The organism is Prevotella sp. TCVGH, assembly GCF_023522295.1.
Taxonomy (GTDB): Bacteria; Bacteroidota; Bacteroidia; order Bacteroidales; family Bacteroidaceae; genus Prevotella; species Prevotella timonensis.
The window spans coordinates 1-22,501 of the sequence record NZ_QFFX01000027.1 but is presented as its reverse complement, the minus strand read 5'-3'; the positions used below and the strand labels follow the sequence as shown (position 1 = coordinate 22,501).

At 43.2% G+C, this 22,501-nt stretch carries 18 protein-coding genes and 1 pseudogene; 9 read left to right on the top strand and 10 right to left on the bottom strand.

All coding sequences use genetic code 11. From position 1 onward, the window contains the following. Positions 1 to 79: 79 nt before the first annotated feature. The 5 genes from thrA to DEM91_RS06695 all read right to left on the bottom strand — a co-directional run bounded on the left by thrA (position 80) and on the right by DEM91_RS06695 (position 10,948). Positions 80 to 2,515 carry a bifunctional aspartate kinase/homoserine dehydrogenase I gene (gene thrA, locus DEM91_RS06715; RefSeq protein ID WP_249858384.1) on the bottom strand — a complete coding sequence of 812 codons (2,436 nt, stop codon included), beginning with the start codon at positions 2,513 to 2,515 and terminating at the stop codon, positions 80 to 82. Positions 2,516 to 3,403: 888 nt separating this feature from the next. After that, positions 3,404 to 5,089, bottom strand: a complete 1,686-nt coding sequence (locus DEM91_RS06710) for a C10 family peptidase (protein WP_249858383.1) — start codon at positions 5,087 to 5,089, stop codon at positions 3,404 to 3,406. Between the two features lie 123 nt (positions 5,090 to 5,212). Next, positions 5,213 to 6,064: a hypothetical protein gene (locus DEM91_RS06705; RefSeq protein WP_249858382.1), complete on the bottom strand. Its 852-nt coding sequence runs from the start codon at positions 6,062 to 6,064 to the stop codon at positions 5,213 to 5,215. A gap of 27 nt (positions 6,065 to 6,091) precedes the next feature. Next, positions 6,092 to 7,699, bottom strand: a complete 1,608-nt coding sequence (locus DEM91_RS06700; protein WP_249858381.1) for a RagB/SusD family nutrient uptake outer membrane protein — start codon at positions 7,697 to 7,699, stop codon at positions 6,092 to 6,094. An 18-nt stretch (positions 7,700 to 7,717) separates the two neighbouring features. After that, the gene (locus DEM91_RS06695; RefSeq protein ID WP_249858380.1) at positions 7,718 to 10,948 is read right to left on the bottom strand and encodes a SusC/RagA family TonB-linked outer membrane protein; all 3,231 of its coding nucleotides are present in this window, start codon (positions 10,946 to 10,948) and stop codon (positions 7,718 to 7,720) included. Positions 10,949 to 11,311: 363 nt separating this feature from the next. Between DEM91_RS06695 and DEM91_RS06690 the strand changes: the two genes are divergently transcribed. Continuing rightward, on the top strand, positions 11,312 to 12,922 hold the full coding sequence (locus DEM91_RS06690; RefSeq protein ID WP_249858379.1) for an NAD(P)/FAD-dependent oxidoreductase: 1,611 nt from the start codon (positions 11,312 to 11,314) through the stop codon (positions 12,920 to 12,922). Between the two features lie 151 nt (positions 12,923 to 13,073). On the opposite strand, the gene DEM91_RS06685 is transcribed toward DEM91_RS06690, so the two are convergent. Together DEM91_RS06685 and DEM91_RS12690 are read right to left on the bottom strand one after the other, a co-directional pair. Further along, a complete protein-coding gene (locus DEM91_RS06685; RefSeq protein WP_249858392.1) occupies positions 13,074 to 14,249 on the bottom strand; it encodes a hypothetical protein in 1,176 nt (391 codons plus the stop codon). Between the two features lie 501 nt (positions 14,250 to 14,750). After that, positions 14,751 to 14,940, bottom strand: a pseudogene (locus DEM91_RS12690) (hypothetical protein). A gap of 666 nt (positions 14,941 to 15,606) precedes the next feature. On the opposite strand from DEM91_RS12690, the gene DEM91_RS06680 reads away from it, so the two are divergent. From DEM91_RS06680 to DEM91_RS06645, 8 genes are read left to right on the top strand one after another with little or no spacing between them, the layout of a single operon-like run. Then, a complete protein-coding gene (locus tag DEM91_RS06680; RefSeq protein ID WP_002560959.1) occupies positions 15,607 to 15,822 on the top strand; it encodes a hypothetical protein in 216 nt (71 codons plus the stop codon). Positions 15,823 to 15,833: 11 nt separating this feature from the next. Continuing rightward, complete coding sequence (locus tag DEM91_RS06675; protein ID WP_002560960.1) at positions 15,834 to 16,055, top strand: hypothetical protein; 222 nt, start codon at positions 15,834 to 15,836, stop codon at positions 16,053 to 16,055. A 13-nt stretch (positions 16,056 to 16,068) separates the two neighbouring features. Continuing rightward, complete coding sequence (locus DEM91_RS06670) at positions 16,069 to 16,485, top strand: PcfK-like family protein (protein WP_002560961.1); 417 nt, start codon at positions 16,069 to 16,071, stop codon at positions 16,483 to 16,485. Beyond that, on the top strand, positions 16,482 to 17,813 hold the full coding sequence (locus DEM91_RS06665; RefSeq protein WP_002560962.1) for a PcfJ domain-containing protein: 1,332 nt from the start codon (positions 16,482 to 16,484) through the stop codon (positions 17,811 to 17,813). The genes DEM91_RS06670 and DEM91_RS06665 overlap by 4 nt, the downstream gene beginning before the upstream one ends. 24 nt (positions 17,814 to 17,837) lie before the next feature. After that, positions 17,838 to 18,095: a hypothetical protein gene (locus DEM91_RS06660; RefSeq protein ID WP_002560963.1), complete on the top strand. Its 258-nt coding sequence runs from the start codon at positions 17,838 to 17,840 to the stop codon at positions 18,093 to 18,095. A gap of 19 nt (positions 18,096 to 18,114) precedes the next feature. Then, positions 18,115 to 18,345 carry a DUF3873 domain-containing protein gene (locus DEM91_RS06655; protein ID WP_002560964.1) on the top strand — a complete coding sequence of 77 codons (231 nt, stop codon included), beginning with the start codon at positions 18,115 to 18,117 and terminating at the stop codon, positions 18,343 to 18,345. After that, entirely contained in the window at positions 18,342 to 18,587 is a 246-nt protein-coding gene (locus DEM91_RS06650; RefSeq protein ID WP_002560965.1) for a DUF6956 domain-containing protein, read from the top strand. The genes DEM91_RS06655 and DEM91_RS06650 overlap by 4 nt, the downstream gene beginning before the upstream one ends. A gap of 53 nt (positions 18,588 to 18,640) precedes the next feature. Continuing rightward, entirely contained in the window at positions 18,641 to 18,949 is a 309-nt protein-coding gene (locus DEM91_RS06645) for a hypothetical protein (protein ID WP_002560966.1), read from the top strand. Positions 18,950 to 18,982: 33 nt separating this feature from the next. Here DEM91_RS06645 and DEM91_RS12610 read toward each other — a convergent pair whose 3' ends face one another. The 3 genes from DEM91_RS12610 to erm(F) all read right to left on the bottom strand — a co-directional run bounded on the left by DEM91_RS12610 (position 18,983) and on the right by erm(F) (position 22,370). Then, positions 18,983 to 19,186 carry a hypothetical protein gene (locus tag DEM91_RS12610; RefSeq protein WP_004316914.1) on the bottom strand — a complete coding sequence of 68 codons (204 nt, stop codon included), beginning with the start codon at positions 19,184 to 19,186 and terminating at the stop codon, positions 18,983 to 18,985. Positions 19,187 to 19,528: 342 nt separating this feature from the next. Next, complete coding sequence (ltrA, locus tag DEM91_RS06640; RefSeq protein ID WP_007567572.1) at positions 19,529 to 20,824, bottom strand: group II intron reverse transcriptase/maturase; 1,296 nt, start codon at positions 20,822 to 20,824, stop codon at positions 19,529 to 19,531. A 745-nt stretch (positions 20,825 to 21,569) separates the two neighbouring features. Continuing rightward, positions 21,570 to 22,370, bottom strand: coding sequence for a 23S rRNA (adenine(2058)-N(6))-methyltransferase Erm(F) (gene erm(F) / locus DEM91_RS06635; RefSeq protein WP_004295323.1), 801 nt, complete (start codon positions 22,368 to 22,370; stop codon positions 21,570 to 21,572). Between the last annotated feature and the right edge of the window lie 131 nt (positions 22,371 to 22,501).

The following is a 22,501-nucleotide window of genomic DNA, read 5'->3' as shown; positions in this document are numbered from 1 at the left end:
CACATGAATGCGTTTCAGAGTTCGTGTGCGGCAATGTTTCTTCATAGTTTTGTTCATCATCCTCAGCCCACCTTATATATTATATATTGGCTATCGACATGATATTGGCAAACACGCCTGCGGCGGTGACATCGGCACCTGCACCATATCCCTGTATTTGCATGGGGTAGGCTTTGTAGCGTTCGGTGGTGAGCAACACGATGTTGTTGCTACCTTCGAGGTTATAGAAGGGATGCGACTGTGCTACTGCTTGCAGACCGACTTTCATTTTGCCATGCTCCATAGAGGCTACGAATCGCCACCGCTCACCTTGCTGTTCGAGGGTGCGACGACGTTTCTCAAAGTCATCGTCCAATTGTGGTAGCCGCTTCCAAAATTCATCCACACTGCCTTCAAAATATTCATCAGGAACAAACAGATGTTTCTCCACCTCTTCTTGTTCTGCCTTGTAGCCAGCCTCGCGTGTGAGGATGACCAGCTTGCGGATCACATCCTTTCCGCTCAAGTCGATGCGTGGGTCGGGCTCACTATATCCCTCTTCTTTGGCACGGTGTACAGTCTCCGAAAATGGCACATCGGCAGTCAGCTCGTTGAAGATGAAGTTGAGCGTACCACTAAGTACGGCTTCAATCTTCAGAATCTTGTCTCCTGAGTTGCGCAGGTCGTTGATAGTGCCGATAATGGGCAGTCCTGCTCCCACGTTGGTTTCGTATCTGAACTTTACCCCTCGTGTCACGGCGGTTTGTTTCAATCGCATATATTCGTCGTAAGGCGATGAGGCGGCTATCTTGTTGGCTGCCACCACACTGATGTTATGTTCTAAGAGCGGTTGATAGAGGGCAGCAATCTCGCCACTTGCCGTACAGTCTACAAATACAGAGTTAAAGATGTTCATGCCGATGACGGCTTCACACAATTTCTGTGGTGAACTGAGTTCTGATGCTTGCAACTCTTCTCGGTAGGTCTGCAAATCTAAACCGTCACGGTTGTATATGGCATGTTTGGATGAGGCGATGCCTACCACGTTGAGTTTGAGTCGGGAATGTTCCTTCAGTTCATCGTACTGCGACCGTATCTGCTCTATGAGTTTGCCACCTACGGTGCCAATGCCACAGATAAAGAGGTTGAGTACCTTGTATTCGGACAGGAAAAACGAGTCGTGCAGCACGTTCAGGGCTTTGCGCAGGTAGGCAGCTTCTATGACTACGGAGATGTTGGTCTCACTCGACCCCTGTGCAAAAGCAATGACGCTGATGCCCGAACGCCCTAATGTTTCAAACAGTTTGGCTGCTATTCCCGGCAGGTGACGCATGTTTTCACCCACAATGGCAATAGTGGCAAGCCCATTTTGTGCCTCCATGGGGAACATAGCACCCGTTTCTATCTCTTTGGCAAACTCGTCGTTGAGTACAGCTACCGCAGCATCTGCATCCTGTTCGCGCACACCAATGCTGGTTGAGTTTTCCGAAGACGCCTGACTTACCATGAATACCGATATGCCATGGTTTGCCAAGGCGGTGAAGATGCGACGGTTGACACCGATGACACCCACCATGGACAGTCCTGCCACGTTGATAAGTGTGGTTCCCTTAATACTTGAGATGCCTTTGATAGGCTTGCCATCGTTTTTGATTTTTGCCTTAATAATGGTTCCCTCACCATCGGGGTCGAACGTGTTTTTCACCTGTATAGGGATGTTTTTCACACATACGGGGTAGATAGTGGGCGGATATACCACTTTGGCACCAAAGTTGCACAGCTCCATCGCCTCGATGTAGCTGAGTTCATGAATCGTGTAGGCAGCCTTAATCACCTTGGGGTCGGCTGTCATAAAGCCATTTACGTCTGTCCATATTTCCAAAATGTCGGCATCGAGTGCGGCGGCAATGATAGAAGCGGTGTAGTCTGAGCCGCCTCTTCCCAAGTTGGTAGTCTCGTGCGTATCTTTGTCCTGACTGATGAATCCCGGTACCAAGGTAATGGTGTGCTGATGCGAAAAGGCGTCTCTCACCAACTGCTGAGTGAGCGTGCTGTCCAATACATGCTTGTTGTGTTTGCGCTCGGTCTTGATGAATGTGCGGGCATCTATCCAACGGGCATTCTCTACTAAGGTGGCAACGATGTGCGAACTTAGTCGCTCACCGTAACTCACGATGGTGTCTTCTGTCTTATGACTCAGGTCATGGATGAGAAATACACCGAAGTAGATGGAACGGAGTTGTTCGAACAGCGTGTCTACCTTATGATATAGTTCGCTGTGCTTGATGTTGTCAGTGATAACGGAATCAATGAGTTGGTGATGTCTCTCCACCATATTGTCGAAGGAGTCTTTCCAAGTTTCATTGCCCGACAGTGCTAATTGCGCTGTGTTCAGCAGTTGGTCGGTGATGCCTCCCAATGCACTTACTACCACAACAACGGGTTGTCGTTGGGCTTCTCTCTCGACAATCCTCTTCAGTGAGAGGATGCTTTCCACGGAACCAACGGATGTTCCGCCAAACTTCAATACTTTCATGTAGTGTCTTTTTATCTTGTTGTGCCGCAATGTAGCCCAAATTGGCGGTGCGTCACAATAGAGTTGTTCTCTCTTATAGCAGGGTGGAATTTTCACCTCACTTTTTATCCGTCGGTGGGATTTTTTCTCAAAGGCGGTTCATCTATTGCGTCCATATGGACTTAGATAAGGGCAAATGTACAAAATTTCTTGAAATCAGCCCTTATTTTCATCCATATTATTTGCAAAGCAATGCATGTATCTCCCTGCTCTTTTATTGAAGGGGGATATTTTATACTGCGAAAAGACACAAAAGAAATAGCGTAGGCAATATGGATGATACGCTACATGGAGGGAAAATAAATGCTGAATTTTCTTTACAAAGTGCCTCTCATAACTCGCGTAAAAACAACCAACGGCAAAGTTGGTCGCAAATACGCGAATTTTGAGCGAATTTTGTAATCGGTTGTTATTGAATACGTTATACCTATGTCTTGTCTTTTTCTTCTCTTTTTTACCCTTTCTTGGCGGCTGAAGCATTGTTCTAATCCTGTTATTTGCATGCTTTAATGCCGCTGAAGCATGTGAATAACACCGCTAATACATGTTTCCAAGGGCGTAAAGTCTATGTTCTAACTTGAAAAGATGTTTGATTTGGTAAAATCAGCCCATTTTTGTTGGGCGTTTGCCTATTGATTTTTTCTATTTCAGAGATTTTCAATGATCGATTTTTGGTAAAATTACAGGACAAAATTATACTTTTGGAAGAGCTTTTGTTGGCTCTGATTTGCCCCAATACTACAATTGAGACAAAAAAATAGAGCATTGGATTAATGCTGTGATCCAATGCTCTAAAAGTTATATTTCAATGAGTCAAGGCTGTTAACCCGTTGAATTGTGCTTTTTGGGTTATCTGACCACCTTTGTCGTCTTTGTTCCTTGCTTTATAATGAAGATGCCATGTGTGGGCAGTTGGCTTACAGAGAAGGCGGCTGCGGGTAGTTGCATCAGCTTGTGGCCTTGTAGGTCGTACACGCGAATGGGTGCTTCGGCATCGCTGACCGATGGTGTCTCGATAGCTGTTACCCAGTCGTAATTGGTGCGGTTGCCCTTGACGGAGAAGGTGCCGTTGGCGATGTTGATCACCACACTATTGGGTTTGCCATACTCTGATCTTACCACTTGCCAGTTGGCATCGCGCTCATCTTTGAAACGTAGGTAGATTTGATAATCGCCATCGGGCAGGCCGTCAGGAATGAGGATTCTTCCCCACGAAATTGAGTTCATGTAGCTGTCTTCGGCTTGATAGTTTGTTGTCTCAAGGTCGCGTTGTTGTCCATTTCCTTCGATAACTAAAGCAAGTGTACCATTGACAGGAGTGCTGCTCACGTTCCAAACCTTTGCTTCGCCCATGCTGATAGCTCGCCTGGAGAGTTTTTTGATGGTGAGATGGTTGCCGTAATCCAGGGTGAGGTGACTCATCCACGCTCCTTGCTTCTCTGGATGAATGCCAACAATCATATCTTGATAGTAACTGTAGTCACCGCTATTCTTTGGTGTCAAGATACCGATGTCGAAATAGCCGTCTTGATAGCCTCCCCAGCCCCAGTTAACATATACTTTGCCGTCTGCATTATAACCATCGATTACAAAAGCGTGACCGTTTTCCCATTTCGAGTCGTTGCCCGAATAGTAAATGGGGCGTTGCTCAGACAATTCCTTATACACCATGTCCATCCATTCTTGTTCTGAATAGTAGTTGCGGGTGTAGCGATTCATGTTGGGATTGTAGCCGAAATTGTTGATAAATGCGTTTTGTGCAGATTTTGTGTACGAAGAACTGAAGTTAGGTTTATAATCCATATTGACGGAAATGCCCACCTGTCGCATCAACTCTGACACAGCTTTTGCCTCTTCGTCAGTGTATTTTCCTTTTTCATAGATAGGCAACATCTTGTCCCACTGATAAGGGGAAGCGGAAAAGTCGGCAGTGAGCGTCTCACCGTTCATTGAATAGGTGTTCGACCCTATGCCCTTCGTGGGATACTTGTAATAGCGCATAATCTGCGTCATGGTAATAGCCACGCATCCCACAAGATAGGGGTTGCCGTTAGCATCCTTTTGCACATCGTTGTTGAAGGGGGCTTCTTGTTTCCATTTGGTTTTTATGAGTGGGGCTACATGGCTGGGTAGGGGCGCCGCTGGCGCAATAGCAGCACTGTAATGTTGTCCGTTTGCTATGCGATTGGCTATGGTTGCGTTGGCTGCCCGTAAGTACCATTGAAAGGAGGGATTGATGTTTGTGTCGGTGGTATATGGCTTGTTTGATACACCGACAACAGCTTCAATGGCATCATCGTTTGCCAACACTACGAAACCCACATGGCGGTTGCCAATCACGGTTAAGTCTGACAGTTGCTGAAGCATTTCCATGTTGCTAATATTTGTGGCTCTCGTATCTTCGACAGTCGTAGATACAGAAAGTTCTCGAGCAGCGATGGCTCTGAGTTGTGCCATGGTGCGAGGCTTTGCTGATGCCGAGAGGGTGAGCAACAAGGTAAGGAAAAAAGTAGTAAATAATCTAAATCTCATCATAAATATTTTTGTTACAGTAGATAGAAAAACCCAATGGGCATTGGCGAGAGTTCTCCCACCGCCCATTGGGTTGCAATTGATGACAACACAGCGTGTGTTATCTTTTTATTGTTCGCTCATTTTTTAGTCCAAAAGCGCAATCCATTCCGGATTCTGATTGTTGACCCACCAACCGAAATCGGGGGAGTACCAGTGGAACCATAACTCGAAGGTGTCGTCTTCTGGATGATATTTGCCACATTCATCCTTGGTCAAAGCGTCAATGTCTGCCTTCTTCCAAAGCTGCTCGCTATCACCGAATAAACCTACAATCCAAAAATCTTTTAATCCAGCATCATTCCAATTCTGTCGATGAATATATTGTGGCTTCATGTGTAACAATCCTTTTTCATCTTTCCAAAATGTAATGTTGCCCAAATCACTGTCAATCCATTCAGCCTTGAAATGTTGCCCTCTGATAGTGAACATATCTTTAGGACATTCCATAATTTCTATGTCTTCGAATGTGTAACCATAGAACCAACTTTGCCAATTTGCACTATGTTTTGTGTACCTATTGACCGTTATATTCACCTTTGTACTTGCGTAATTATAGGCATTTTCATCAGCCACTTTGATAGTTACTTGTTCGGATGTTGTAGGTTTCATGTCAAAATTTATCTTGACAAGTTTCGATTTTTCACCAGCCTTAAAGTCAATACTCTGTGGTACTTTGAATTTATCGTTATCTGAAACAAGTTTTATAGAACCAGCTGCAGATTTATCAGGTCGCACAACGTTCACTTCTAATGTTTGTGACATGCTGTTTTCTAAGTATATGACATTAGAATTTGTCAATAAAAAAGCTTGTTCAGTTTCTGGCTTTCCTGCGGTTAGTGATGCAGGCTCGTATTCATACTCCTCTACACAGGATGCGCACAATGTAACGCATACAAATAGGAGTATGGCTCTTAACGTATGATATGTCTTTTTCATAATTGCTATAATTTTGTATTGATGGCGTTATTCTCCAATCCAAGGACTGTATTTTTCTGATGGATCTGGATTGTTTTGATCTCGTAAAATAGGATTGGACATAATCTCTTGGTCAACGATAACAAAGTTCATCCATGCAGGTCTACCTTTGCTGTTCAATCTTACTTCGGGTACAAAGTTAGTACCAGGATAGCCTCTTGTTACAGAATAGTTCAATCGCTTGATGTCGAAGAATGATTGTCCTTCGCCCCAAAGTTCAACACGCTTTTGAAAAACAATTTCTTCTACAAGGTCATCTTGTGTCTTTGCTTTGCATTCGTATTTGTCATTACGTGTCTTCATGAATTGTTCTAACAGCTTTTTACCTTCTGCAAGGTTTTGATGTGCTGCTGCTTCTGCTTCGATAAAATACATTTCTTCTACGCGCATCATAGGATATGCTGAGGCTTGTCCTACCTTAAAGCTTTTATCATCACCTTTGTTGGGACGGAATTTTAAGGAAGCATAGGCAGGGAGTTTCTCTTTGTATGTTGCATTTAGAAATGGAACTTTATCGTAAAGCGGTGAGCCTTCTGGAGCTTTAAATTCCAGTTTGCGCCAGTCGTTGTCGCTAATACGATCGTAAACACTTCTGCCAATCATTTGGGTAGCGCCCTTTGCAGTGTATCCATATTGCACTTCGTTCGACATCCAACTGGTCCAGTTAGCCCATTCACTTTCCAAGCCAGCATCTTGATCTGTATATTGCACACCCCACATCCATTTGGAAATGTCATTGAAACCCTTATTGATGTCCAAGCAATCTTCTTTTGTCATGATAGGTACGCCACTTTTATCTATGGCTAATCGTGCATACTTCTTAGCATTGGGATAATCTTCAAGCCACATGTAAAGACGTGCGCGCAGACCTTCAACACATGCCATGTTTGGAAACGTGTTTCCTTTGGTGTCGGTTACATATTTCATGTATTTTTCGGCTTGGTCTAAATCTTCTTTGATAAACTTCACCATGTCTTCTTTCTTCGCACGTGGATTGTTTGCCATTTGTTGTTGATCCATTCCTGCTTTTACGATAGGAACAGTGAGACCTGTAATATCTTTGCCAGTGTCACTTTTACCTACTGTTTTATCATTGGGTAAAAACTCGTACATTCGTGCTAAATCTAAGTAAATCATCGCACGATTTGCATAAGCTATGGCTAATGCACCCTTTTGGAAATCGGTAGCCTTTTCGGGATCTACCAGTCCAATAACATTGTTTGTAGTGAGTACATATTGGTATTGCCATTCCCATATAAATTGCGTTACAGCCCATGGAGCACCAATTTCTTTGCAATCGGTCCAAAACCAGAACCAATCCCAGTTTTGGTAGGATAGGGTTGCTATGTCGGCTGTCATTGCATCTCTAACGTGCATAATTGCACCATATCCCCATGAATATGGATCGCTGTAGATACTCTTAGCTTGAGTTGTAATGGCACCCAACAGATTTTCAGTTGCATTTGCTGAGCTCTGTACCTGCTTCTGTGTTGCCACATCTGTAGGAAATGTTTCTTGTAAACATCCAGATAGCAGAGTGCTACTTGCTATTGCTCCAATAATAGGAGCAATTTTCAATATATTTTTCATTTTCATAGTTCTTAGGTTTTATAATTAGAAGGTTATAGAAACACCACCAGATATTGTACGAATAGGCGAATAACTTGCATTACCAGCACCACCATCAATGTATTGACGTGGATCTAATCCTTGGCGTTTTGACCACAACCAAATATTGTCACCAACAGCATATATTCTCATCTTCTCTAATCCCAATAGAGTAGTAATTCTATTTGGCAGTGTGTAGCCTAATGTGATGTTTTGCAAGCATAAATAGCTACCATTTATCAAGAATCTGTCGGATAATTTATTTGCATTTACGTCACCGTATTGTAGTCGTGGAATATCTGTATTTTTATTTTGAGGCGTCCAAGCGTTCAGCAAATCGGCATGCATTTGTGCGCCACGGTTCATATTCATTGCGCTAATATAAGCACCGTCTAATACGTTTCCACCAATTTGATAGTTGAAGTCGATAGAGAGATCAAAGCCATAAGCATTCAAGCTGGTTCCAAAACCGCCATAGGCATCAGGCAAACTGGTGCCACATGTGTAGTACGATGCTTCTCCTGCATTGGTTGTCGTAATTTCTTTTTCTACAATATCGTTTCCGTTTGCGTCTTTTACAATTTGATTTTTATCATCAGTCTTAAATATCTTCTTGTAATATAGAGCCTCACCTGTATTCTGATCTACGCCAGCATATTTATAAAGTCGCCAAGTGTAGATAGGCAATCCCTCACCATAAAAATAGGATCCGTCGTTATATCCCCGAACACCATCAATCTCGCTATTCTTTCGGTTGTCTGCTAAACGCGTAATCTTATTTTTATAAGTTGTAAAGTTCACATTGGCACTCCATGTAATGTCCTTTGTGCGAATGATGTCTCCGTTAAGGTCAATTTCTAAACCGCTATTGCGCATGTCGCCCACGTTATTGTAATAACCAGCAAAACCTGTGGAGCCGGGAGTCTTTACCCATGATAGCATATCGGTTGTGGTGCGATAGAAATATTCGATATCACCATTAAGTCTCCCATTCCAAAGCGAAAACTCAATACCAGTGTTCATATTTCCACCCTTTTCCCATGTAATCTTGTCATTACCTAAAGAGTTTGGAGTTAAAGAAACTTCACCATTCGAATTTTCTATGTTGTATGTCGTTGTGTAACGGAATGCGCCAATACGATCGTTACCTTGCTCGCCATAGGAAATCTTAAATTTAAGTAAGTCAACGATTTTACTATCAAACCATTTTTCTTGATTGATATTCCATGCGCCACCAAGTGACCAAAAGTTACCCCAGCGATGATCGGGATGGAAACGTGAAGAGCCGTCACGGCGATAAGAAACCGATGTGAAGTATCTTCCTTCGTAGTTATATTGTGCGCGTCCAAACCAGCCTTCTGTATTATAATCGCTGGCATATGAACCACTTTGACCTACCTGTACTGCTTGATCGAGTTCTACGCTCTCGTTAGAGAATGTTTTGAGCTTGTCTGCGCTCAACTCTTCATAATGACTTCTAAAGTACTCATGTCCCAGCATTACTTCTACATCGTGTGCATCAAACACATGATGATAATTCAATAGCTGTTGCAAGTTGTACGTCCATGTACGATCGTGTTTCTTAAATATATGTCCTTTTTGCGATGCAGTTTCACCAAACCAGGGATTGTATGTTGTAGTGCCTCGGTATTCACCGATTAAAGCACTATTAGACGATGTGAACTTAAAATCTTTCAAGAATCTAATTTCGGCTGTTCCCGCAGCAGTAGCGTTGTGTCCAATACCGCCATTATGGTTAATTTGGCTATCGTTCAAAGGGTTACCGTCTTTCATAAACTGTCTGGTAAGTCCAAGTACAGCTCCGTTACCATAGTCAACTTCTGGTAAATTTGTATTTTGATTAATAAGAATGTTGCCTTCAGCGTCGCGGATATACAATGGATAAATAGGTGCCATTTGTGCCATTGCAAACAGGTTGGTAGGTGTATTGCTTTCACCATCGTTTCGCAAAGAGTTCGTTTCATAGTGTGAGTAGCTGAAGTTTCCAAACAATTTCAGCCAAGTTTTCATTTGATAGTCAGCTTTCAAACGAGATGAGAAACGAGAATAATCAGAACCAGGTGTAATACCATCAATCTTCAAGTAACTGGCTGAGCCGAAGAAACTACTCTTATCAGTGGAACCGTTGGCTGTCATCGAATATTCTTGTCGAACACCTGTTCTAAATGATTCTTTCATCCAATCATCAGGCATCAACATATATTTTTTTCCATTGTTCTCAATAACTCTGCCCAAGGTGGCATGTGGATTTAATTTAAGGTTTCGTCCTATCATCCATTCTCCTTCAGGAACGTTATAAACATTGTATCCCAAACTATATGAGTTATCAGGATTTGGGTCTACAAGGTTTTGGTTTGCCCAACCAAGCGCCTGATCTTGACTCATGTTAAGCTTGTTAATGGCATAATTGTAAAGTCCATTAAAATAAAGCTCGTAATATCCAGCAGGATTGTTAACGTAATTGTGAAGTGGCATTTGTCTGCTGTTTGCTCCTACTTTTGCTTCAACAGTAATAGAGGAACGTCCTTTGCGCCCATTCTTAGTGGTGATAAGTATTACGCCATTGGCACCACGAGCACCGTACAAAGCAGCGGATGCAGCATCTTTCAGTACCGTTTGGCTTTCTATTTCTTGTGGGTTGATCAAGTTGAGATTGCCATCGTACGGTGCTCCGTCTAAGATAATTAATGGGGCATTGCCTGCATTAATGGAGCTGATACCACGTATACGAATAGCTGACGTACTACCTGGTGCACCTGAGCTGCTAACCATTTGTACACCTGCAACTTTTCCTTTCATGGCTTCAATAGGGTTCGTGCTTTGAACCTTAGTAAGGTCATCGCTTTCTAACACTTTTGCCGAACCAGTAAATGCTGATTTCTTTGCAGTACCATACGCAACAACAATCACTTCGTCAATGCTTTTCTGTACTGGAATCATGACAATGCGCATGTTACTTTTTGCAGTTACATCTTGTGATTCCATTCCAACGTACGAGATACGTAGCGTCTTTCTGCCTTGTGGCAGGGTTAGCTTAAACTTACCGTCAATGTCCGAGATAGCTCCTGTGCCAGAACCAACAACTTGAATGGTAGCTCCCACAACGGGTTGTCCATCCTCTTTTGAAATAATGGTTCCTGACACATCAGTTTGTGCAAATGCAGTTCCTATCATGAAGAGAAGGAACGACATCATCAAGAATAATCGTCTTTTCATATTTATAGAATTAGGTTAAAACATTAATTTGTTTCAGTTTTGCCTGCATCGTTATAGCAGGGTGTGCGTAGTTCACGATGGTCTATTTGTTTTCGTCAACCAATAGCACCGATGTCTTCTTCATAGTTTGTTTGAAAAAATCCCTGCAAATTTATCAATTCTATTTTAAGAAACCAAATAAATAAAAGGAAAATATTTATGTTATTTTCATCAAAATTATGTATTCCATTGAGCTTCACGAGCTTCTTGCGTCTTTTTATTACATCAATTATAAAGAAATCTACGTCAACTCTGCCCAAAAAGCTAAAAAAAGGTTACTTTTGTCAATGAACTTTTGTCGTTAAACTTTTTATATCAGCCATTATGATTCAAGAATATCAAATAAGAATATTGCCACACCTTGCCGCTTCCCAAGAGTCTATCATTGGATTTTTGGCTAAAGAAAAAGGTATAGACGCCCGAACAATCAAACATGTACGTGTGCTGAAACGCTCTATCGATGCTCGCCAACGTACAATCTTTGTCAATTTGAAAGTGCGTGTCTTTATCAATGAAGAGCCTGAAGAGGAGGATTTTGTTCGAACCAACTATCCTGATGTTTCGCAACGTCCACGGGTTGTCGTGGTAGGAGCAGGACCTGGAGGACTATTCGCTGCTTTAAGACTCATAGAAGAAGGATTGTGTCCAATCGTGTTGGAGCGTGGGAAAGATGTTCGTGAGCGTAAAAAAGACTTGGCACAGATTGCCAAAACTCAACAGGTGGATGCAGAAAGTAATTATTGTTTTGGAGAAGGAGGAGCTGGAGCCTATTCGGACGGTAAGCTATATACACGGTCAAAGAAGCGCGGAAGTGTTGAAAAGATTTTGAATGTTTTTTGCCAGCATGGTGCTTCTACTGCTATTTTGGCTGACGCTCATCCACATATTGGCACAGATAAGTTGCCCAAGGTGATTGAAAACATGCGCCATACCATTTTGAAAAGTGGGGGAGAAGTGCATTTCCAAACGAAGATGACATCGTTACAAGTTTCTTCAAACGATAGCCAAGTTGTTGGTGTTGAAGCCATCGACCTGCAAACTGGTCGGCAACTCACTTTTCAAGGACCTGTGATTTTGGCGACTGGACATAGCGCACGTGATGTATATCGCTATTTAGACAAGCAGCACATCGAGATAGAACCTAAGGCTTTGGCTGTGGGTGTGCGCTTGGAACACCCGTCAATGCTCATCGATCAGATACAATATCACCAAAAACAAGGCAGGGGAAAATATCTACCAGCTGCCGAATATTCATTTGTGTGCCAAGCACAAGAGCGCGGTGTATATTCATTTTGTATGTGTCCCGGTGGTTTTGTGATACCCGCAGCGACGGGACCGCAGCAAATAGTGGTGAATGGGATGAGTCCCAGCAATCGAGGTACTAAATGGTCTAACTCGGGGATGGTGGTAGAACTGCATCCAGAAGATGTGATGAGTCATGATATGCTTACGCCCATGGACGATGAACCCATCTCTGATAAGCTCATCATGATGCAGTTTCAGGAGCAATTGGAACGACATTGTTGGCAGCAAGGCAATATGAAACAAACCGCTCCTGCACAGCGAATGGCAGACTTTGTCAACAACAGGTTGTCGTTTGATTTGCCTTCATCGAGCTATGCGCCTGGACTTATCAGTAGTCCGTTGCACTTTTGGATGCCGCCTTTTATCGTGAAGCGTTTGCAAGAAGCTTTCCGAATGTTTGGCAAGCGTAGTCATGGATTCTTAACAAATGAGGCTGTGTTGATAGCTACAGAAACTCGAACCTCATCGCCTGTCCGCATTCTGCGTCATCCCGATAGCTTGCAGCATGTGTGCATGCAAGGCTTGTTCCCTTGTGGCGAGGGTGCAGGATATGCAGGTGGCATCGTCTCGGCTGCCATTGATGGCGAACGATGTGCGGAGCAATGTGCGGAAATGCTACGTAACGCATAGCCTATAGTGTCCCGACAGTTCGCCATTCAAGAAACTTAGATGATTGCAAGCTCTGTCCAGAGCCACTCATGGAGAGTTAAGGAAAATATAAAGAACAGCCCTGTCACGATTTGTTGGCAGGGCTGTCTATCATATATATAAGGTGTAAAGGTTATCGATTGATAAACTTCTTTCCGTTTTGTATCACAACACCCTTATATTCCTTGCCAACACGCTGTCCAGCCAAGTTGTACATAGGTGCATTGTCGTTGATAGCACTGTTGAGTTGGTTAATGTTGTCAGAGACCATAGTTTTTTCAATGTTGATGATATTGATTTGTGGCTGTCCTTTGAACAAGCTTACAATACCCTTTACAGTTTGATTCTGCACGCCATTAAACGAAGAAAGATCCTTGTAGGCATCCAAGTGAAAACCGTTAAACAGTTGAATCTTTTGATCTCCAACGTGGGCATAGTAGTTGGTGTACTTTCCAGATTTCTCGCTCTGTATGGTCACTCCTTCCACTTGTACCAAATCAGAGAGGTTCTCGCTTGCCTTATCGGGGGTGATGACCTTTGGTTTTGCGGGTGTACCATCGGTGATGGTCAACCCCTCAACGTTGGTTTTATCAGTTTTCACACCTTCGGGCAGTCCCCTATAGTCTGTCAGTTTCAAGGTTACTTCACCGTTCAACACCTGGTTTTCTTTGAGGGTTAATCCGCTATTGTGCAACAGCAAGGCACCAGTAGCGTCATGGATGTAAGTGCTGGTGTTGCCTTTGTTGCTGGTCCATGTGTAGAGTACCTGTGCATTGTTCAATTTTAATTGAGCGGTAGTACCGTCAGATAGTGCCTTAAACGCAGCTATGTTATCTACAGTTTGTACTTCAGGGGTAGGAGTAACAGCTCCACCTTCTAAGGTAACGACTACTTTAAAGGCACGTACTTGTTGCGTAGTCTTAAAAGTGATAGAAGTAGCTTTACCTGTCCATGTGGCTGTTTCTTTGGCAATTACCAATCCTTCTTGTGCAACAAAGTTGGATGCCGCATATTTTTTTACGCCTGAGCAGGTCATCTCGACTTTTATAATATTTTTGTCAGTAGCAGATAGGGTTACGCTTGAACTTTTATAGAAACGGTATTCTCCTTTCTGAGTCTTAAAATTAACGGCTGCAAGTGCAGCATCTGTACCCGAAAGAGTGACACCGTCTTTGCTTACTTGGTCAGGGTTTCCATTTCCTGTTTGTTTTCCTTTGTCTACATTGGCGTCAAATGTCACTTGTGCAAAGGTGATGCTGCTTATCAAAGCGAGCAAACTCATTACTGAAATGCGTAGAATTTTGTTCATACTATTATGTTTTAAATGAATAATAAAAAGTTCTTATCGCAAAGATACTAAATATTGTCCTACGTTTTAAGATTGCAATGTTAAATCTTTGTGACAATTCTGTATGTTTTTTAAGTAAAAACACGAGTATGTTAAATTTTGTAGTTTTTTCGTTCAAAAATTTGTTTTTGTCAATTATAAAAGGTATATTTGTCTCATATTTTTAGATTTCGAATTTTACGAAATCATCCCTCGAGGTTGGTAGCATCCTGCACCAACCTCTTTTTGAATGGTTAAAAATGATGAGATGCCGTACAAAATGCGTTAGAATGTTTCCTGTTTTGTAAACAAAATGCTATCTTTGCATCATGAAGTTACGAAAAGAGTGTAATTTATTGAAAATGAGCGTAGGTTAATTGCTCTTGATAGTAATAGGTTACGATTTAGTTAGTTATCTACTGCATTATCCTTCTGCGCGTCGCGTAACCTTCAAAGAACTCTTTGTATGCAAAAGTAGCTATTTTATCCGAGATTTTGATATAAACTCCCGGATTTTTTATCACCTCATTCATTAGTTTTTCCGTAAAAGCGGTATTGTTCGTCGGAACACCATTGCCCAAAACGAGTTTAGAACAAACGTGTGCCGACTACCGCATAGCCGGAGAAAAGGGCATTGCCTCACGCCTAAACGATGTTTAGACTGATGACGCAATGCCCCTTTCTTTTGCGTCTATGCCAAGAGGTGCTTTTACGGGCTACCAGATGATTTTTCTTTTTTTGCTGTCCCTTTTGCCGGAAGCGGAAAGTGAATGCAGAGAGTGTCAGCCTGCCCCATAAATGAAACAAGCGGCCACACACAGCGGGCAATCCGGGAAGAATGATTGTTGCCACCCGGCTGGACAAGTCCCGTCGGATCGGAAAACAATCATACTCCCTTTGTTGTGGTTTGCCCTTTTCACGCTTCCGGTGATGTCTTTTTCCTTTTGGTGATTCCTTTTTTACGGATTTTCCCCTGAAGTTTTTTCTACCCAATCTGCCTCTGGTTTCGTTTACCTCCATTTTGCGCCTTTCAGTGAGCCGCATCAGTCAGTCATTTTCGTTCAGGGCGCAAAGGTAATTCCGGGATTGGACGGGAAAGCAAGGTCAAGCCTCCTGTTTTCTGCGGAAATCTCCAGCCCTTCGGGTAGTATTTCCCCGAAAAACCTTGCATTCCCTAATCCCTACCTTTTCAAGCACCCGAAACGAAAACGACCGATGCGACAGAAAGACGCATAAAAAAAATGTCGGATAAACGAGAGGCAGATAAGATAGTTTGAAACTCAACTCCCTCAGCTCTTGAATCCGCATAAAAAACAAAAAAATCAAAAACAGCGAAGATATGACGGCAACGGCAAATTTCAGACAAGTGGCGCAATACATCGGGTTGGCGATATGCGGCTTGATGATGCGCACCGCCTTCGGGGTGTTCGGCATCCTTTGGGACATCATCAGAGAGATTATAAACGGAGTGTTCCGAGTGGCGATAGGTGTAATCGTGGCTATCCTTTCCACCATTGCCTACTTCGGCTTCATCCTTTGGTTATTCACCCTTTAACCCTTACCGACATGGCAAAGAGAAACAGCAAGACGGTAGCGCAGCAGTGCAGATATTACGAGGTGGACAACATCTTCGTGTATATGGTGGAAACGTACATCAACGGTAATTTTGAAACTTTCCGAAGATTGTACCACGAACTGAACAAGGACACACGGAGGGACTTCATGGACTTCCTTCTCAGCGAGGTAGAGCCGACCTATTGGAGAGAGAGACTTAAACAGACAATCTAAAAACGACAGCGATATGAAAGGAACAGACCATTTCAAAAGAACGATACAAATGTATCTGGAACAGCGGGCGGAGGAAGATACGCTCTTTGCGAAGAAGTACCGCAACCCTGCCAAAAACATAGACGAGTGCGTGACCCACATTCTGAACTATGTGCAGAAAAGCGGTTGCAGCGGCTTCACGGACGGAGAGATATTCGGGCAAGCCATCCACTACTATGAGGAAAACGAGATAGAGGTGGGCAAACCTATGAACTGCCAAGTGGTGGTGAACCATGTTGTGGAACTCACGGAAGAGGAAAAGGCGGAGGCACGTCAGAACGCAGCTCGCAGATACCAAGAGGAGGAACTCCGCAAGTTGCAAAACCGCAACAGACCGCCAGCGAGAAAAGTAACCCAATCCCAACCCTCATTATTTGATTTAGGCTTATGAAACCGAAGACCAAGATACAGAAAAAGGTGGCAAGACTTTCAGCCAACCTTCGCCCCATATCAGCGACACAAATAGATTGGGCATACCGCCACTGTATTGAACATATCGGCTACCGCACCAAGAAAGGGAACATTACCTGCTCCGACTGCGGTCACGAGTGGTACAGCAACAGCGTACTGTGCGACACCCTTGAAGGCTGTACCTGCCCCAAATGCTATGCCAAACTCAAAGTGCAGGACACACGCAAACGTATCTACAAGGAAACGCAGTATTTCAGCGTGATAACCACCTGCAAAGGCTATCAGGTAATCCGTGTGGCGCAGGTCAGATGCGAGAGCAGGAAAGGCGAGCCGATGCACTTCTATTGCCACGAGGTTGTGCAGCGTTGGATTTCACCCGACGGTAAGGTTACGGACATGGCGTTGCTCCGTGGCTTCACATTCTATTACTGCGATGTATGGGCATTGTGCAGCGCGATGGAGATAAGACCGCACAACAGCCTATACGATGATGTTGTGGCAAGAAGCTGTGCATATCCTAAGATGAGGGTATTACCCCAACTCAGACGCAACGGCTTCAAGGGCGATTTCCACGGCATTTCCCCCGTGCGTCTTTTCAAAGCCTTGCTTTCAGACCCAAGAATTGAAACCCTTATGAAAGGCGATGAGATTGAGGTCATGAAACACTTTCTTTTCAATGCCCGTACTGCCGATGAATGCTGGGCATCATATCTGATTGCCAAGCGTCACAAGTATCGGATAGACAACTTCTCCATGTGGTGCGACTATCTGCGTATGCTCAACAAACTCGGTCAAGACCTCCGCAACCCGAAGAACATCTGCCCCGAAGATTTCATGGCGGCACACGACAACGCAACTCGAAAGATTGAAGCCATACACGAGAAGGAACGGGCCGAACAACGCCGCCGCTGGGAGATTGAAAGGCGTGAGCGTGAACAACAGCGGCAACTGCAAAGGGAAAAAGATGCGGAGGATTTCATTGCCAACAAATCCAAATTCTTCGGATTGGTAATCACTGACGAGGAAATAATCGTCAAGGTACTTGAAAGCATAGACGAGTATTACAGCGAGGGCAAGGCACAGAACATCTGCGTGTTCGGCAGTGAATACTACAAGAAAGCCGACACCCTCATACTCTCGGCAAGGATTGGCGGTGAGATAATTGAAACCGTAGAGGTGGATTTGCGGACACTCAAGGTGGTGCAGTGCCACGGCAAGTACAACCAAGACACCGAATACCACGAGCGCATCATAGACCTTGTGAACAAGAACGCCAACCTTATCCGTGAGCGGATGAAAGCGGCATAGCATAAACCCTAAAACAACATTGATATGGAAGTAAGAATCGAAAGCATGATTTGTGTGTGGGACGATAAAATCCCCACCTTGTTCCTTGAATTTGTAAATCTCCTCACTCTCTCAACAAGTGAGGAGGGATTAAGAAAGAGCGTAAAGGAGTTTGCCGAGAAGCACGAACTTGACAAGTTTTTCCTTTACGGCTTCGGCTCTCACCATTTCTACCTGCACCAACGCTACACGAGCAACCCCGAAATAGTGATGAAGAACAGAGTTCTGTCAGTACATTTTTAATCATCTAAAAAGCAACATTATGGCAACACGAATGACCATCAACGGAGTAAGCACCTGTACGGAAGCAGGGACGGAGAAATATGAGCGTTTCCAATCGGGTATCGGCAGACGCAAGCGGACACTTGTGCAGTACGACTACCGCCATACGGACGGAGAACTGTTCACTTGTGTCAAACCCACATTGGACGAGTGCCGAACCGCAAGGAACAAGTGGCTGAACGCAAAGCAGGGAAAGGAGGGCAACCGATGAACACGACCTATCAAACGCTGATAGTCAAATTCAGCGAACCTATCGCGGCATTGGACGGTATCTTTGACGATGCCCAAGCGTGGGGAACGGACACCCTCAAAGGGTGGATAGATGATTACGAAAGCACACGTTTCACCGCCACCGACAGCCATACGGCAGTCATCACGAGCGAGTACAATATGGAGTGTGTGAAGGAGTGGCTGCAACGGCAGACACCCATTGCCGAGATGCGAGAATTTTGAACAAGTTGGCGGTGTCCGCACCGCCAGCACTTAAAACCCTAAAAACAACGAATATGATAGCACAGACGATATTACAGCAGATAGGTGGAAAACGCTTTACCGCCATGACAGGTAGCCGAGATTACATCAATATGGGCAACGGCTTACGGATGAGCCTTGCAAGGAACAAGACAAGTGCCAACCGCCTTGACATCATCTATGATGCGGGGGCAGATCTCTACAATATGCGCTTCTACCGCAGGACATTCAGCAAAAAGACATTCGAGTGCAGGACGAAGGACATTGCCGTACACGAGGGTATCTATTTTGATATGCTGGAGGAAATGTTCACGATGGTGACGGGACTTTACACACGCTTTTGAGTGGCGGGGCGGCGAGAGCCGCCCTACTTTCTTTCAGTGAGCATGATGGCGGACAAAGAAAGTAGCAAAGAAACCTTTGTCCAATCTGCGATAACTAAAAAATCCGCAAGTAAAACTTGCGGAGGCTATATATTGGGTCGTTATTTTTTGGTGGAGGGGAATGATAATCTCGAACCGTTGAACTACACATTTCTGCTTCGTCTCCATTTCCCCCAACGATTTGATACGTTCAATCATTTTTGTTGTTGAAATCGTGGAGAAGTGAATAGACAGTATTACCCGACAGAGCAACTATGACAACGTAACGCCTTTACAAAAAAGTCGGTACACGAAACCCATAGACTAATTGTCTTGACCTAAAAGAGATTGGAATTTTCAGGACTGCCTATCACTTAGATAGAAGTCCAAGGTCTGCTGAAATACATAATTCAAAAATTGAAATTGCTTGACTGCAAATTTAGTAACTTTGCTTGACAAATTAACGAGAAAGAAGAGAAAATGAAAACCGACCGCATAATCGAGTAGACGGCTCCGCCAGTAACTGACGGAGTGCGCCTCTCACACCACCGAGCGTACGGGTCACGTACTCGGCGGTTCGCAAAGAGATGGGTTAAGTTGTAAATGTAATTCAGTTAAGGAAACATATCCTCTTTTCTTCAAGCGTTGTAAAGTAATGGTAGTGCCTAGAATAGGACTTTGTGCTATTGCCCAACCGCCTTTCCGTGTTCTGCTCCAAGCGTAGGCATGGTCTTGGTCTACACCTAATCGAATCAGGTTTTTCCTTTTCCTTTCGGGTTTTTTCCAATGATGCCAAATGCAATAGCGCAGTCGGTTGCGAAGCCAACCATCTAAATCTCGTAATTTGCCCAAAATACTCGTGCCTTGGAAATAGTTCAACCATCCGCGTTGCACTTCTTTTATCTTGGCAATACGCTCTTCAAATGTGGCTGGTGTGGTTTTTCGGGTGATTGTTTTAAGTCGTTCTTTTAGTTTCTTCCATGCTTTTTCCGATACAATAAGTTGGTATTGATTTTTACTTCCTTTCTCGTACGTAGGTACGAATCCGAAACCCAAAATTGTGAAGTGGATTGGTTTTCTGATACCACTCTTTTCTTCATTTATAGTTAATTTGAGTTTGTTTTTCAAAAACTTTTCAATTACCACTCTTGTTGCCTTGGCTTGATTGTGGCTTTTGCAATAAATACTAAAATCATCCGCATAACGTACAAATTTGTGTCCTCTTCGAGTCATTTCCTTATCCAGTTGATGTAGTAAAATGTTCGACAATAATGGACTTAAAGGGCTTCCTTGCGGAACGCCTTTTCTTCTCTTTCGTAGCTTTCCGTTGATTTTAATAGGTGCTCTGAGCCATTTGCGTATGAGTTGCATGGTAGCTTTGCATTTCACTTTTTGATAGATTAAATTCAGTAATAAACAGTGGTCAACTTCATCAAAGAAGTTTTTCAGGTCAATATCCACAATGTGGTTTAATCCTGAATGGATGTAATCCCGAGATTGTCCAACGGCTTGTCGGGCATTCTTGTGAGGTCTAAATCCATAGCTGTAATTACTAAATTCGGGCTCAAAAAGTGGTGCAATAGTTTGTGCTAAGGCTTGTTGCAACACACGTTCTGTAGTGGTGGGAACACCCAATAATCGAGTTTTCCCATTTCCTTTCGGAATTTCAATACCTAAAATGGGTTGTACTTGATAGTTGCCTTGTTTGATTGCTTCAATCAGTTGTAGTTTCTTTTCAGAAAACACCTTGCGGAGCTCTCTTATAGAAACACCATCAACACCCGCACTACCTTTATTGGCAATCACGTGTTCCAATGCTCTTTGAAGATTAAACGGATGTACTACTCTTGTTATCATTTTAGTTGTTTTTAACCTGTTTTCGTTAAGTAGGGCTACTATGTGTTCCGTTACCTATTGAAAACCTCTTTACGTTCAGTCCTTCCTTGTTTGTGAGACCTATGCGGTATCTATTCGCACCTCGTTTGCCCTCAAGTACTATGACCTCTGCTGACTTCTTGGATTGATTAACTCGTAATCGCCAAGACCTCCCCTGGTAAATGCTTTTTCCTTCCGTCTATCGCCGGTACATCTACATAACAATAATCTGATTTAATAGCATGTTCAGAACACTGTTTTGGACTTCGTATTGCTGTGGATACTCATCCTTATTGTTATGCCTCTTATGTACTTTCTGTTCGTCGGTACAGACTTTTGCAGTTCTGCTTCCTTCAGTGCATACCTCACGATAAACCACCTTGCAGCTTGCTAACGATTCGGGGTTTCAATCCGCTCGTAAGGGACTTGCACCCTCTGGAAAAATAACACCCCGAAAACTTGGTTCGTAAAACTAAATTTGTATTTTTGAACTATTTGAAAAGCTTTCGGGGTGTGTCCTGCATATGCAGGGCACACACATATGGTAGCCGATAATTGCCGGCTTTCGTGCCAACTTGATACTTTGGTGCTTTTAACGAACCGAAGTGCTAAATTGATACGAAAGTGCTGTAAATCCGGCAACTACGGCTACCATTTTTCGTTATGCGGCAGCTTAAAAGACGACACCAAACCAGAAAAATCATCTTGACAACCACCCGACTTTGAACTACGAAGGATGAAATTTTTCAGGGACAACTTCCAGCATTTCCAAAAAACAGTTTACCCATTGACTTGGAGACAAACAAACAATTTGAGCATTAAGGTTTAAACCGAATTTTTCCGAAATTGACCTGACCTGACTTTTCCTGAAAATCGACTTTAAAGCTGTTTTTACAGATAAATCAGGTTTCTCTAACAGACAGGAAATAAATGCTAAGTATTTGGCTTTAAACTTAAAATCAAAAAATAACTGTTTTCTTTTAATGTTTAACAGGGCTGATTTGACAGTTGGCGGTGGAAAGAAACTTTCAGGACCTACCTCATAGACAAGTTTCAAATCAAAAAAAGTATGATAGAAAACGGTATATGGATTGTAAAGCTTCCTCGAAAATAACTTTTGTGTAGGTTCTAACTGAAGGACAATGGAACCTCCCAGAAAATTTCCAAGACTCTCAAACATCAGGATTTTGAAAATATCGGAAGTAATGCCATAAGGAATATTTGACACCACTTTGAAAGGAAATTTCGGAACTGCAAAATTCCTAAAATCACAACCGACAACTTGAACATTTCGGGCATCAGAAAATAATTTTCGTAAATGTTCAACCAAAGCTGTGTCGTTTTCAATAGCAACAACATTGTTGGCGATTTTTAATAAATGAACAGTAAGAAACCCCTTGCCTGCCCCAATATCTAAAACCGTATCCTGATTACTTATATTTGCTTGTCTTATTGCATCTTTTATTAGCACTTTATCAATAGTAAAGTGCTGACCCGTAAAACGAACGGGCAATTTCTTTTTTGTCATTAGTAACTTCTTACAGGTGAATACTTGAATTGTTCCTTTCTGAATTTTCCTAAACCTTAATTCCGCAACATAATTGATAATTATTTTTATAAGTTCCTGAGCAACATTTTGTTGCCCAGGTTTTTGCCATG